The following is a 14,325-nucleotide window of genomic DNA, read 5'->3' as shown; positions in this document are numbered from 1 at the left end:
TCCACACAGGTTTCTTCATCTGGCGCTGTTGGACACGCTCAGCTCACTCATGCCGGCGCCTCATGTTTCGGCCGGCGGTTCTCCCTCCCGCGTCATCATCCGTTGGGTTGAGACGAACCGGCGGACGCCGATCGCCGAGCAGACGACCCCCGCCATCAGCGCCACGCCGCCGAGAAGGTGGATCGACGGTTGATCCGGCCACCACAAAGCTGGAATGCCCGCAATAAAAAACCCCAGTGCCGTTCTGACATAGGCTAGAAGCGTCCGCTCATTTGCCAAAACCGTTCGTTGCCATGCCAGTCGATCCCGAATCTGTGTATCGGTTCCACCAGTCATCCCCACCTCCGACCGGCCGTACCTGCCCGCACCTTGCGCCGGCCCGGCAAGCTGCCGTTCCGGCTGCGCTCAGCCCATGTCGCGCAGGGTATGGTCGGGATTGCGGTCCCGTCCGATGGTTTTCATGAGCGTGTCGCCGAACAGCACGACAACGCGATCACGTTGGTCCCTCACCAGCATCGATGCGGAGGGGGCTTTGAAGGTGGTCGGATCACCCTCCAGCCAGGCACTGCAGGTATAGGGCAATTGGTCGAGAACGGTTTCCACCCGATATTCGTGTCGGAGTCGGTACTGCAAGACGTCGAACTGGAGACGACCCACAGCAGCCACAAGCTGATCCCCCTCGTTGAGACTTCGCATGATTTGAACAGTTCCCTCTTGAGCCATCTGGGCCATGCCCTTGTCGAATGTCTTGCGCTTGCCGACGTCGGTTGGACGGATACGGGCGAAGATCTCCGGTTGAAACTGGGGCAATGTCTTGAAATTGAACCCGCCGGACAGGGAAATGGTATCGCCGATCGAGAAAATCCCCGGATTGATAATGCCGATGATGTCCCCCGGGAAAGCCTCCTCAACCGTACTGCGCTCCTGCGCCACCATGCTGTGCGGACGGGACAGCCGTATCTCGCGGTTCAGACGATGATGCTTGACTACCATGTCGCGCTCGAACCGCCCGGAACAAATGCGGAGAAATGCCGTACTATCGCGGTGTTTTGGATTCATGTTCGCCTGAAGCTTGAAGACATAGGCGCTGAACGGGGTCTGAATCGGATCAACCGAGACTTCGCCTCCGTCTTCCAGGTCAGCCGGTCTTGCCCCCGGCGAGGGAGCCAGATCCACGAAGGCATCCAAAAAGCGCTCGATCCCGAAATTCGTCAGCGCCGAAGCAAAGAACACCGGCGTCACCAAGCCGTGGAGGAATCGTTCGCGGACAAACTGGTTGCCGGCAATCTCGAGTAATTCCAAGTCGTGATCCAGCTGCATCATGGTGTCTTGTGAGACCCGTCCGCTGCTTGTGAGATCGGCCAACTCGAGCTCGCTGACCGTCACCTTGGTCGCTCCCCCCGGCGCCGTTCGGCCGAACAACTGCACCCGGCCATCCTCCCGATTCACAATCCCGGCGAAGTCGCTTCCGGATCCGATCGGCCAATTGACCGCGGTGGCCTGAATATCCAGCGCCTGCTCGACTTCCGTCATCAAATCCAGCGGTTGCCGTCCCGGCAGATCCATCTTGTTGATAAGGGTCAGGACCGGAATCTTCCGCATACGGCAAACCGCAAACAGTTTCCTGGTCTGCGCTTCAACACCCTTGGCGGCATCGATGACCATGATGGCGCTGTCTGCCGCCGTAAGCGTCCGATAGGTATCCTCGGAAAAATCCTGGTGTCCCGGGGTATCCAGCAAATTGATCACGGCATCCTTGTAGGGAAACTGCATGGCGGAGGCGGTGATCGAGATGCCGCGCTCCTGTTCCATCCCCATCCAGTCCGAGGCCGTGACCTTTCCCCCCTTGCGACCACGCACCATCCCCGCCGTGCGGATCAACCCCGAGTACAACAGCAGCTTCTCGGTCAGGGTCGTCTTTCCCGCATCAGGATGGCTGATGATCGCGAAGGTTCGTCGTTGCGCCGTCGCGGAAGCCAAGGCATGTTGAAGGGTCGTTTCCATGTGCACGATCGAAGCGGCAGCATACCACAATGGCGCGACTACTGCTCCAGGAAGGCCCGGACTATCGGCTCCTGTTGCGCGACCACCTTGCGTGCGGCCGTTACCGCCAAATCGCGCTCACAGACCGAATCCAGCCAGAGTCTCGTGACGATCTTCGCCAGCCGGTCGACCGCCGCCCGCGGCATCGTCTGTAACGAAGCCTCTTCAGTCCGGTCAAGCGGCCCTCCTCAGCGGAAACCGGTAGAGTTCGCTTCTGCCGAAAGAGTTCCGTCCCGACGGTGACTCAGCGCCCTTGCTGAATGGAAAGCCGCCTCGTTAGAATATCGAGCCCTATGACCGTTGAAGAAGCGCGTGCGCACTACAACTTTCTGTTGACGCTCTATATCCGAAAGGCCGAAACATTCGGACCGGTGGCGTTCGCGTTCATTAAGGACCACAGCCCGGACCAACTCGGCCTGACGGCCGAAGAGCAATTCACACTCTACACGGCCGTCGCCGAAGCATTCGCCGACGAGCCTAAACGGTACACTCATAAGCTCGATTGCCTGCAGAAGGCTGCCGATATCCTCCCCCAGACCAGTTTTTTCGATTCGGCTCTGTCGCGTCAGATTCACCAGGACATTCTTCGTCTCCGAGCGGAACTGGACCTCTATGCCGCTGCGATGAAGCCGGAACCTGTCGGATCCCACCACGACACGGCTCCCGAACAGATCATTGTCGAAACCGACATGCCGGACTATTTTCTTGCCACGGCGCAACGACGGGCCTCGGCCTACTACCAGGCGAAATACCGCTTAACCAAGGAATCCAAGGTTGCGCAACACTTCTCCGGACCCACACGGCGCTTCGAACCGGAAACGACGGCCGTCCACAAGGAATTCCCCGGCGCCTGCGCTCCCTTCGTCTCGGCGCGAACGGGAGCCTGGCACGCCATGCTCCCGTTCGATCTGAAGATCAGCCGGCTGCCGGAAGATCCCTTGGAGGCGGGCCTCCGGATCTGGTACGCGAAGATCGGCTACTCATTTCCTCTCCGCTACGAGATGGGCCGCCTCTGCAGTTACTATGACGATCAGGTGCTGGATATCGAGATGAACGATCCGCATCTCCTGTTCGTTTCGGTGTCCCCGCTGAAGGAACAGGCGCTTGGCGCCGTCGAACGCGCCGTGGCCGCGGATGTGCCGATGGAGATCGGCCTCCCTCGGGCGTTTTTGGACGGCACCAATACCTTGGGACCTTACGTGCAGATCGGGTGCAACATCAAAGTATGGTTCGACGCGTCCGCCATACATCTGTTGGTCCAAGGCGCCCCCGATCTGCACGAATACGGACTACAGGGAGGAGCCGGGTTGCTCACCAGGACCTATGCCTCGGAAAAAACAGCCGCCTATGCGGGTGCCGGTAGTCAGCCCTGGCAGCGAGGGCTGAGCTTCAATTTCGTCAACATGCATTTGCAGTTGCTGCCTGACGTGACCGCCGCCGTCATTCCGGCCAACACCCCGGTGTTTTCACTCTTCCCTGTGATGGCGCGAGGCCAATACGAACTGACCGACGCCCGAGTGCTTGCGCCCCGATCCTCAGCGATATAGAGAAGCCGGCCAGGGCCGCTGTCAGCTATCGGCCTCCACGAAATCCTGTCTGCCGCCAGGCCTCATACACGATTACGGCCACCGCATTCGAGAGATTGAGGCTCCGGCTGTCGGGCAACATCGGCAGGCGCAGTCGCTCAAGGTCGTTCACGCTCCCCAGAAGAGCTTCCGGCAATCCCCTCGTCTCCGCTCCAAACAGGAATACATCGCCCTCCACATACTTCACGGCATCGTAGCGCTGCCGGCCTTTCGTGGTGACAGCGAACAGACGTCTGCCTTCGAAATGCGCGCGGCATTGAGCCCAGTTCGCATGGACGGCAATCGAGGCCCATTCGTGATAGTCCAACCCGGCCCGCCTCAACTGTCTATCTTCGAGCGAGAAGCCCAGCGGCTCGACAAGATGAAGCCGAACTCCTGTATTGGCGCATAGCCTGATGATGTTGCCGGTATTGGGAGGAATCTCCGGTTCATGGAGAATCACGTCGAACATGGCTGATGTCCTTTCTCCTGGTGGCGAGACAACCGACGCCCGTCAACAAGACCTACCGACCGGACAACCTTCCCTGCTAAATAGGGTCATCGGGCAGTCCTCAGAGGGAGTCTCTGAAGGTCCTGCACAAATTTTCGATTTCGACAAGGTCGGAACACCGCACGAATCCTTCCGGCTGATCCTGACTCTTACAGAGCCTGGGGGACCCGTGCGAGGATGAGCTGCCCTGTACCATCCGGTTTCGGTTCCTGCAACATCTTGTTATCATGAACCAGATGGACCGCAATCCTGTTCGTAGCCAATTCTCCGGCACTCGCGGCTTCGATCCCCGACCGTGGCCACGCGGTTTGGTTGAAACGACCTTCATCGTGGGGCTGCTCGTCACGACGGCGGCTCTCCCCGCGCGGGGAGGAGAAGCCCATGTTCCCCCTGAGGCACGTGTCGTCGAACAGGCTCGCATCGTCTGGGAAAGCGGGGCCGTCGCACCGGCGCTGGACATCCTGGAGCAGGGCATACAGGATCATCCGGAAGCCGTGACCCTCCAGAAACTTCGCGGGGATATTCTCGCCACTTCCCGTGGTCCCCAGGAAGCTATCGAGGCCTATGATGCCGTCCTCGCGAGCGCGCCGCATGCCCTCGACGTCAGATGGGCGAAATGGGGGGTGCTCGTGCGGTCTGGGCAAAGCGAAGATGCCGTCGAAGAGCTGCAGCTGATCGTCGAGGATGACGCGCAAAATCCCTTGGTGCATTTGCGTCTCGCACAAGAGCTCAGAAAACTCGATCGACTAGAAGCATCTCTGCCCTCGTATGAGAAAGCCGTCACGCTCGTCCCCTCGCTGCTCGGCTGGCGGCTGGCGTTGGCCCGTGCGCGTTTCGATCTCTTGGACTATCAGGGGTCTGAAGCCGACGTTCGCTACGTGCTGGAACGGGTTCCTTCAGGTTCCTCTCTGGAGTCTTCCGCGAAGACGCTGCTCTCCGTGATCCAAGGAACCTCCCAGGATCGCGGGAGGCGATACGACCCGGCTCTCGCCCCGAAAGAGATCTCCCCTGCCCGCCAGAAAGAGTGGGCTCTGATCCGTGCGGACGCGTGGAGACTGTACATCGACGGACACTACGAGGAAGCCGAGCCGATCTATCGTCAACTTCTGGCGCTCAATCCGAACGACCCCTCAGCCACGCACCAGCTGGGATTGACTCTCATGCATCTCGGCCGCTGCAAGGATGCGCTGACCGTCTTCGGCACGATGTTCAATCTGGATCCGAGCGACGAAGACTATGCCGATACGGTCTATCGAATGGGACAATGCATGGTCGAACTCGAACAATGGGAAGAGGCCTTCGCGCATTTTCAAACTTTATACGACGCAGCCGTCGAATCCGAGGAGAACAACAAGAATGTTGATCTCCCCCCTGACACACGGGTACTGGATAAGAACAAGATCAAGCGCTGGCTCGACAAGGTGCGCCCCCACGTTCCCGAATTGGCGCAGCAGCAAGCCGAGGAGGCCGCCTTGCATCGCCGTGCCCGCAAGGAAGCCGCTCCAGGCCTGTCCGAGGAAGAACTCTATGCGAAAGCCATCGAACGAGTGAAACCGATCAAACCCTTGGAGATTCATGCCTCGCTGGTCGGTCGCGATGCGGATTTCAGCTGGTTCCGGTTCGTCATCCCGGCCGGAAAGGTCATGCGGGATGATTTCCCGACCGGGGCGCACGAATTTATCCCTCTCAATCCGGGAGACAGCTTCCTCACCACGCAACAGGACATTTATCTCGTGTTTGGGCTGGTTTCCGCCTCGTATGATGCCATCCCGCTGGCGGCGCGATGTTATCTTGAAACATCCGAGATGGCGGGTGAGCAACGAGCCATAACCCATGACCAGGTCATGATGGCCATGAACGATCAGTCCGGCTACTTCAGATTGCCATCTCCGACCTCCGGCTGGACGCCGGGATTGTACCGTTGCGGTTTGTTTGCAGGAGAACGTACCTCGGCGGACACGCAGGTGGATGAAGTCCGGTTTCGGATCCTACAGCCGCTGCGTATCTCATCATCGATCGAGCCGCTTGTCCACAGATCGCAACCGCTCGGTTGAACCTGGGCGTCTGTCCAAGTCATGCCATTCTACTGCGGCAAACGATCGGCAGGGATCTGCATCGTTCTCGGCCCGAAAAAATCCTCACCGTATTTCAGCGAATACGCGTCCGGTTTGTTTTCGAGCCTTGCGCCGCTCATCTGCCTGCACCTCCTTCGCCTCGCCACGAAGGATGACTCGGACAGACTCCTAGCGCCTCCGATCTCGCTTCGCTCACTTCGGCGCGGTCAGAGCATCCTGCGCAACGTGACCCGACATCGACTTCTCTACGATATTGTGCTGGATCTCCAATGCAATGACGAAGGCCAATTGCTCCGGCGGGAGCGCACCCATGGGGAGGTCATTCGTCCGGGAATAGAACGGGTCGTCCGGTGTGGCCTTACGATAGGCGTTCACCAAAATCTGAGCGGGCTGAATCCGGCGCTCCCGCTCGCCGACCAGGATTGATCGGTCATCGGGCAAGACGCGCGTGCGGGTCGCCCAATCCCGTCCATCGATCTTGACGAACGCCACGTTCCAGATTTTTCCGTTCAGCAGGCTTCTCACGGCATTCGGCATCTGCTCGAGAAAAACCGGCTCGCGCACAATCCGTTCCAACGCCTGTCGCACCCGGATATCGTACAGGTTCGTGGTCGAATCCGGGCGAGCTGGAGGAATCAGAACGGATGAGCCGATCTCGTAGTACGGCTGCCCGTCGAGACTCTTCAGTTCGTCCAGCGTGTGCAAGTATGTTCCGAACAACTGTTGCAGCGTCCTGGCGCGAGCCTCGGCCGACAGCGCGGAGACATCCTGATCGGCAAGGATCGGCGCGTGCCGTAGATCACGCTCGGTCACCCTGGCTTGTGGTTTTGGTGCGGTATCGGCCTTGCTGACCACCCATTGAAATTCCCGGTCGAGCAGCGGAGCGAGTCGTTCCGGTCGATCAATCAGCTCGCGTTCTTTCAGGCCGACAGCGCTGACCAACAATTTAACCTTGCCGCGCTCTTTGGTTCTGGCGACCAGTAATTGAAATTCCTTGCCGTCACGATTGACCACTTTCGGTTCGACGATGACGGCCTGCAGCGCTTCCTTCTTCATGGCTTCGTCAAATCGAGGAAAGTCGGTTCGATGCTGCGACATCAACGTGAGTGCGTCCACGACAGTTCGAAAAGCCTCCTCGATCGTGAGGGGATCCGGACCGCCGGGGTCAGCGGAACCGGACGGCTTTGCGCGAAAAACTCTGAAGACGGTTCCCGGCACCGAAACACCGGGACCAACCGTCTCCTGATGGACATCCTCCGGCTCGTCATGGCCACGATGATCGGCCGCGGCCGGTACGGCTTGCCAGGCCGCCACACCGACAAGCAACACCAGCACGACCAGGCCTGTCTCCCAGAAACAGGGCTCAGGAAACTGCGCTCCGCGCTCGTCCTTCCTGCCGTCGTTCATATCGCCTCCAATACGGTAACGGGCCGTCGATCTGCACCCGCTACCGTATTGTACCCTTTCTCCAGGACGATCTTCTCCTCGAACGGGAGGCTCGTTCGCTTGGCAGGACGGCGGTGCCGACCGCCAGCCGAAAGCGGTGCCCTTGCCGAACGCGCTGGCGATGATCAGGTCGAGGCGAGTCAGGACCGCGCTTCACCGCATTCCGGGATACTGGGCAGAGCGGACTGGTTGGTCGAGGCGAAAGTCGGTGGATGGATCGGCAGCGTAATAATGAAGGTGGTGCCTTCTCCCTCTTGGCTGCCGACCGAAATGTGACCGCCGTGTGCATCGACGACATCCTTCACAATCTTGGTGCCAAGTCCTGTTCCTCCCGCCTTCCTGCTGACCGCCCGACTTGTGAAGAGCGTCTTTCGCACATCCTCGGGCATGCCCTTCCCCGTATCCTCAACCGTGAGCACGATCGATTGCGTCCCGGGATCGTGTCGTCCACGGATGGTGATCGATCCCAACGGGGGAACTTCGGGAACTGCGTTGTGAACCAGATTGTAGAGCAGCGAATATAATCGATTGCCGTCACCCACAATGGTCGGCAATGACTCGAGGTTCTCGAGCCGAAGCGTGATTCGCTTTTGCTGAACCAATACCCGCAACGTTTTCGCGACACCGTCGGCGATTTTTCCGATGTGGCAGGGTTCGAGCCGCTGCGGCGCACTTGTGACCGCGACATAATCTGCAATTTCCTTCATGCGATCCTGAATCCGCCTGGAGGTGTTGCGCAGAAGTTGAAGCACCTCCTCGCACGTTTGATGGTGGACGTCTGACCGGGCGGAGGTCTGTTCCGGCAGCGACTTGAACAGATCGTCGATTTCCTCGGCAAGCAAATCGGTGCCAGTGACCATCGGCATCAAGAGATTCTTCACATCATGGCTGATCTCCCCGAGCAGCTGTGTCATTTCTCCCGTTTGCTCCCGGCGCTCCAGCGCCATGGTCAGCACCGAGTCGATTTGGCCCGGTTCAAACGGCTTGGTGACAAAATCCACCGCGCCCTCTTTCATGGCTTCCACAGCCCGTTGGATATTACCGTATGCGGTCAGCATCACCACCGGGAGCGTCGGCCATCGCTTCTTGATCCGCCTCAACGCATCCATACCGCTCATCTTCGGCATCGTGATGTCGAGAAAGACGAGGTCCACCGAGCAGGACTCCACCGCCGTCACCGCCGCTTGCCCGTCCCCTGCGGTGATGACTTCATGTCCCAGCCAGCGAAATCGCTCGGCCAAGCTCAACAGAATATCCGGTTCATCGTCCGCCACGAGAATTCGAATAGGCATTGTTTCGCTCCATCCTGCCCGACGGCTACGGTGCAGATCTGCGCCGCAGCCGTCGGGGCATCCTTTTCCTTGAGAGAGTGAGCAAAACACACGCCACGATCCGACAAGTCGAAATCTCAGGCTCTTAGTAAGGTGATGGAAGGTGGGGCCTGAGCTTGGTGAATCCAATCGGACCTTGGAGGGATCACTTCCGATTCAGCCGCACGAACGCAGGCAGCCCGCACTTCAAGGCTCGCCCCCAGTTCACCGATCACCGAGAGCCCCACCGCTCTCTTGCGCGGATACGCGTTGAATCCTCCGCTGGTTAGGGAGAATTTCCAGATGGCGTGGAATTCCTCCCTATCGACCCGTGCAACAATATCTCATTAATGACATGAGTTATGTTTGTTAAGAGCCTGTCATATTTAAATATTATGATTTTCTACGTTTACGAAATCCAACGGCATGGTCCCTGCGTGTAGCCCTACATGCCCCTGTATCCATCACTCTTGTTGATCGACGACAGTTCTGGCGAGCGCGAACTGTTCCGTGAAGCCTTGACCCGTACGAGGCTCGCAGTCGCCCTCTTTGCGGAGCCGGATGCAGAGGCTGCACTGGGATTCCTCACGCACCGCGCAAGCCTGGGACTCCCCCCTTCCCTCATTTTGCTGGATTGGCATCTTCGCCGTCAGAGCGGGGACGAGTTCCTGCGCCGCCTGCGGGCGCGTCCCGGCGTCGCCACAATCCCGGTCGTCGTATTCAGCACCTCGGATGCCGCCGTCGACGTGTCCGCGGCCTATACCAGCGGCGCGAACGGTTACGTGGTCAAACCCGACACCTTCGATGAACTGGTCCGATGCATTCAGGCGATCTGCCGGTTCTGGGTCGATTGCAACCTTTCGCCGCAGCCGATTGAAAGCCGATGTTGACCCGCGCCGCCCTCAAGAACCCATACGCGGTCTTCGCCGTCTGCATGATTGCGCTCGTGCTCGGTACGGTGTCCTACAAGAAGATGCGCGTGGATATTTTCCCCGAGATAAAAATTCCGACGATTCTCGTGACGACTTTCTACCGGGGCATGAGCCCCAGCGAAATGGAAGGCGCCATCACGCTCCGCATGGAGCAGCGGTTCGTCGAAGCCAGTTACGTCGAACATATCGAGTCTCAATCGCTGGCCGGCATGAGCTACATCAAGGTGTTCTTCCAGCCGGAGTACGGCATCGATGCGGCGCAATCGGAACTAACGAGTCTCGCATACAGCATCATCAGATTGTTGCCGCCCGGAGTCTATCCGCCGTCCGTGTACAAGTTCGGGGTCGCGAGTCTACCGATCGGGCTGTTGTCCATCAGCAGCGAGAATCTCGGGCCGAAGGAAATCCGTGACCTGGCCTACTTCACGGTGCGAAATCAGATCGCCAACATCCCGGGCATCTCATTCGGGCCGCCGCTCGGGGGCAAGGTCAGACAGATCACCGTATTCATGGACCAGCAGCGCATGCTCGCGAGGGGAATCTCGCCATCCGACGTCGTGAAGGCGATCAATGCCCAAAGCGCCATCATACCGGCCGGCGACGTCAAGATCGGCGACCTGGACTATTACGTGTACAGCAACAGTCTCGTCGGTGTGGTGGAGAAGATCAACGACATTCCGATCAAGGTGGTGAACGGCACGCCGATCCTCGTGCGTGACATCGGTACGGCCGCCGACAGCGCCGCGATTCAAACCTCTGTCGTGCGGGTAAACGGTCACGAGGCGACCTATCTGCCGATCACCAGACAGGAAGGCGCAAATACGCTGGAAGTCACGGACGGAATCCGAGCCAAGCTTCACAAGCTCACCGAGATCCCGGCCGGCGCGACGGTGAAGTTCATCTACGACCAGTCGCTCTACATCAGACAAGCCATCGCGAACCTGCAAAAGGAAGGGTTGCTCGGCGCCGGACTTGCGGGCTTGATGATCTTTCTGTTCCTGCGAAGCGTCAAGGCCGCGCTCGTGGTCGGCCTAGCCATTCCTCTCTCGTTGACCGCCGCGTTGGTTGCGCTGTACCTGACCGGCCAATCGGTCAATATCATGACCTTGGGCGGATTGGCCCTGGTGATCGGAACGCTACTGGACAACAATATCGTGGTACAGGAAAACCTTCACCGTCACATGGAAATGGGCAAAGACGGGCGTTCCGCCGCCGAGGACAGCGCCACAGAGCTCACACTGCCGATTTTCGTCGCCACGGTCTGCATTCTGATCGTGTATCTGCCGATCATCTTTTTCACAGGCATCATCAAATACCTCTTCGTGCCGCTCGCCATGACCGTCGCCTTCGCCATGCTTGCTGACTATGCGGTGTCCATGTCGGTCACTCCGGTGGTACTGGCCAGACTCTACGCCCGAGGCCATGAACACGGTTCGGAAGGAGGTTCGGCCGCCGAGGGATGGTTTCGTTACGTTCTGGGCGTCTACGTCCCCCTGCTCCGCGCCGGCCTCCGCTACAAGGCCGTCCTGTTGGGAGCGGCGCTCGCGACGCTGCTCGCCGCCGTCCTCTTTCTGGTTCCGCGGCTTCCGACGGAATTCTTTCCCAAAGTGGACGCCGGCAACTTCACGATGATCGTAGTCGCGCCGGAAGGTTCCAGGATCGAGAAAACGACCGCGATCGTGGCGGATATCGAACGATTGGTCCACGAAACCGTCCCTCAGCACGATCTGGAAGAAGTCATTTCGAATACCGGCCTCTACTTCGGAGATGCAGCCCGGTTCGCACCCAATACGGGCAGCCACACCGCGTTCGTCTTGGTCAATCTCGTCAGCGGCCATGAGGGAGCAACCGATGAGTACATTACGACCTTGAGGGCCAAGCTCAGGGGGTCGCTTCCCGGAGTGGAGATCAGTTTTCAGACAGGAGGCATCATCAGCGATGTGCTCAACTTCGGCCTGCGCGCGCCGATCGACATTCAAGTCAAGGGACCGAAACTGGACGTGATTCGTCCGGTCGCGGAAGAGATCCGTGAACGGGTTGCAGAAGTCGCCAACACGACCGACGTCCGCATCAAGCAGGGGAAGAGTTATCCGGAACTACACGTCAACGTGGATCGCACCAAATCCGCCTACTACGGCCTCACCCAAGATCGCGTCATCGTCGACGTGATCACCGGTATCAGTTCTAATCTGGCCTTGAGTCCAAACTACTGGCTCGACCCCAAGACGGCGAATGGTTACTACCTGTTGGCGCAATACCCCGAACAATCGCTGACCGAGACGGAGGACCTCCTGAACATTCCGATCATCGGCGCCCGCACGCCGTTGAACCCGACGTCGGCCTTGATGACGGCCGGTTCTAGCGGCTCGACCATCGCTCTGCAGAATACCCCTTTTGCGGGGCGCAATCTCGATCTGTCGGCCGGATTCTATTCGGCGGATGAACGACGCGGTCCTCCGGTGCTTCTACGCGACGTCGCGGGACTTGAGATACGCACCGGTCCCGACAGTGTCGATCACTATGACCTGTCGCGCCTGATCGACGTCCTGGTGACCCCCGTCGGCAACGACCTGGGGCGCGTGGCAGCGGACATCGAGCGTGCGCTCGCCGCTGTCAAATTGCCGAAGGATGTGACGATCGAAATCAAAGGAGAAGTGGCCAACATGCGCGGGGCGTTCGGCAACTTCGCGTTGGCCCTGCCGCTGGCCGTCCTGCTGATCTATCTGGTGATGGTCGGCCTCTTCCGCTCTATGATCGATCCGTTGATCATCTTGGTCGCGGTACCCTTGGGATGGATCGGCACCGCGATGGTGTTGTTTGCGACGAATACCTCTGCGAATGTGGAGTCCATGATCGGCACGCTGATGATGATGGGCATCGTGGTGTCGAACAGCATCCTGCTCGTCGATTTCGCCAACCACATGGTGCGCGCCGGCGCGACCGCGGAGCAGGCGGTCATAGAAGCGGGAAGGCGACGGATTCGCCCCATTCTGATGACAGCGCTGGCCACAATTCTCGGTCTGTTGCCGCTTGCCCTGGGATTCGGCGAAGGCAACGAAACGATGGTGCCGCTGGCCCGTGCGGTCGTCGGCGGCCTGGCCGTTTCCACCGTCATGACCCTTTTGGTCGTACCCGTGATGCACGCCGTGGTGCTCGGACGTCGTGTGCATCCGATCGTATCGTCGACGCCGGCCGCTTCGCGTGAGGAAATCTGAGGCCATGACGTTTCCCTCATTCACGATACTGCTGTTGCTGTCCATGATCGTCACCGCCTGCGGACGCGAGGAGACGCCTCAGAAACCCGCGCCAGCCTCCGGCAACACCTACGAGGCCGAGGTCCCCAATGCCGACCAAAACGTGCCTGTGGACGTGCAGGTCACGAATCCGTCCAAACAACTCTTGGTCTACTCGATCACGCTGCCGGCAAACATCGCTCCGCTGTACCAAACGACGCTGTACGCGAAGGTCTCGGGCTACCTGAAGTGGATCGGACCGGACAAGGGCGACGCGGTGAAGAAGGATCAGGTGGTCGCCATCATCGATGCACCGGAAGTCGAAGAGCAGTATCAACAGGCGGCGGCGGATTACAAGATCAAGAGAATCACGTTCGACCGGCTCATGAAGGTCTGGAAGGAGGCGCCCGACGTCATCGCCAAGCAGGACGTCGACGTGGCCGAAGCGGCGTACGAAGGCGCGAGAAATCTCATGCAGCAGCGGGCGGTGCTCCGAGACTATACCAAAGTTCGTGCCCCCTACGACGGCACGATCACCGCCCGATTCGCCGACCCCGGGGCGCTGATTCAGGTGGCCACGTCGTCGGCCACTACCGCCATTCCACTCTTTACGATCATGGATTTGGATACCGTCCGAATCTACGCCAATGTCCCTCAGGACGATTCACCGTGGGTGGTACCCGGAAAGACCAAGGCCACGGTCAGGGTTGCGGAACTTCCCGACCGCTCATTTGCCGGCACTGTGACCCGCTCCACCCTGGCCCTTGATCCTTCGACCCGCAGTCTGCTGATCGAAGTGGACTTACCCAACGGTGACCACGCACTCAAGCCGGGAACGTATGCGGAATTGACTGTCGACCTCAGGGAGATCCCGGATGCGTTGGTGCTGCCTCCCTTGGCCGTGACCAGCAGCCCGGGCGGCCACTCGGTCTTCGTCGTTGACCAGGGAAAGGCAAAATCGGTAGCCGTAAGCACCGGCATCACCAGCGGAAAATTCATCGAGATCACGCAGGGGCTGGAAGCCGATGCCGAGGTCGTCGTCGTCGGCAAACGTAGGTTGCTGGAAGGCTCCCCGGTACACGCAAGCCCCTACCGGCTGCCGGAAGCCATCCCCTCCAAACAGCGGTTCGAACGCAAGTCGGCCGGCGTCCGGCCGGTCGCACCGGCCACCGTCGACCAGGGGACACTCCGTCCGTAGACCGATCGCCAA

The 14,325-nt window shown here is 59.5% G+C and carries 11 protein-coding genes; 5 read left to right on the top strand and 6 right to left on the bottom strand.

Features of this window, described 5'->3' with window-relative positions; translation table 11 throughout:
- Positions 1-60: 60 nt before the first annotated feature.
- The 3 genes from P0111_08725 to P0111_08715 form a co-directional block, all read right to left on the bottom strand.
- Positions 61-336 (bottom strand): DUF202 domain-containing protein, encoded by a 276-nt coding sequence (locus P0111_08725; protein MDF0644102.1) that lies wholly within the window; start codon positions 334-336, stop codon positions 61-63.
- Positions 337-405: 69 nt separating this feature from the next.
- Entirely contained in the window at positions 406-2,004 is a 1,599-nt protein-coding gene (locus tag P0111_08720) for a peptide chain release factor 3 (GenBank protein MDF0644101.1), read from the bottom strand.
- A gap of 38 nt (positions 2,005-2,042) precedes the next feature.
- A complete protein-coding gene (locus P0111_08715) occupies positions 2,043-2,189 on the bottom strand; it encodes a hypothetical protein (GenBank protein MDF0644100.1) in 147 nt (48 codons plus the stop codon).
- Between the two features lie 147 nt (positions 2,190-2,336).
- Here P0111_08715 and P0111_08710 point away from each other — a divergent pair, with 147 nt between their 5' ends.
- The gene (locus P0111_08710; protein ID MDF0644099.1) at positions 2,337-3,590 is read left to right on the top strand and encodes a hypothetical protein; all 1,254 of its coding nucleotides are present in this window, start codon (positions 2,337-2,339) and stop codon (positions 3,588-3,590) included.
- Between the two features lie 25 nt (positions 3,591-3,615).
- On the opposite strand, the gene P0111_08705 is transcribed toward P0111_08710, so the two are convergent.
- A complete protein-coding gene (locus tag P0111_08705; protein MDF0644098.1) occupies positions 3,616-4,080 on the bottom strand; it encodes a tRNA (cytidine(34)-2'-O)-methyltransferase in 465 nt (154 codons plus the stop codon).
- Positions 4,081-4,427: 347 nt separating this feature from the next.
- On the opposite strand from P0111_08705, the gene P0111_08700 reads away from it, so the two are divergent.
- Positions 4,428-6,173, top strand: coding sequence for a tetratricopeptide repeat protein (locus P0111_08700; GenBank protein ID MDF0644097.1), 1,746 nt, complete (start codon positions 4,428-4,430; stop codon positions 6,171-6,173).
- 213 nt (positions 6,174-6,386) lie between these two features.
- On the opposite strand, the gene P0111_08695 is transcribed toward P0111_08700, so the two are convergent.
- The gene (locus tag P0111_08695) at positions 6,387-7,601 is read right to left on the bottom strand and encodes a hypothetical protein (protein ID MDF0644096.1); all 1,215 of its coding nucleotides are present in this window, start codon (positions 7,599-7,601) and stop codon (positions 6,387-6,389) included.
- A gap of 179 nt (positions 7,602-7,780) precedes the next feature.
- Entirely contained in the window at positions 7,781-8,932 is a 1,152-nt protein-coding gene (locus P0111_08690; GenBank protein MDF0644095.1) for a response regulator, read from the bottom strand.
- A gap of 467 nt (positions 8,933-9,399) precedes the next feature.
- On the opposite strand from P0111_08690, the gene P0111_08685 reads away from it, so the two are divergent.
- The 3 genes from P0111_08685 to P0111_08675 are packed head-to-tail and all read left to right on the top strand — an operon-like array spanning position 9,400 to position 14,313.
- A complete protein-coding gene (locus P0111_08685; GenBank protein MDF0644094.1) occupies positions 9,400-9,840 on the top strand; it encodes a response regulator in 441 nt (146 codons plus the stop codon).
- Positions 9,834-13,097, top strand: coding sequence for an efflux RND transporter permease subunit (locus tag P0111_08680; protein MDF0644093.1), 3,264 nt, complete (start codon positions 9,834-9,836; stop codon positions 13,095-13,097). The genes P0111_08685 and P0111_08680 overlap by 7 nt, the downstream gene beginning before the upstream one ends.
- Before the next feature lie 4 nt (positions 13,098-13,101).
- On the top strand, positions 13,102-14,313 hold the full coding sequence (locus P0111_08675) for an efflux RND transporter periplasmic adaptor subunit (GenBank protein ID MDF0644092.1): 1,212 nt from the start codon (positions 13,102-13,104) through the stop codon (positions 14,311-14,313).
- Positions 14,314-14,325: the final 12 nt, after the last annotated feature.

It is taken from the genome of Nitrospira sp. (assembly GCA_029194535.1).
Taxonomy (GTDB): domain Bacteria; phylum Nitrospirota; class Nitrospiria; order Nitrospirales; family Nitrospiraceae; genus Nitrospira_C.
Note: the sequence above shows the minus strand (reverse complement) of the source record. Positions and strands in the feature narration are given on the sequence as shown.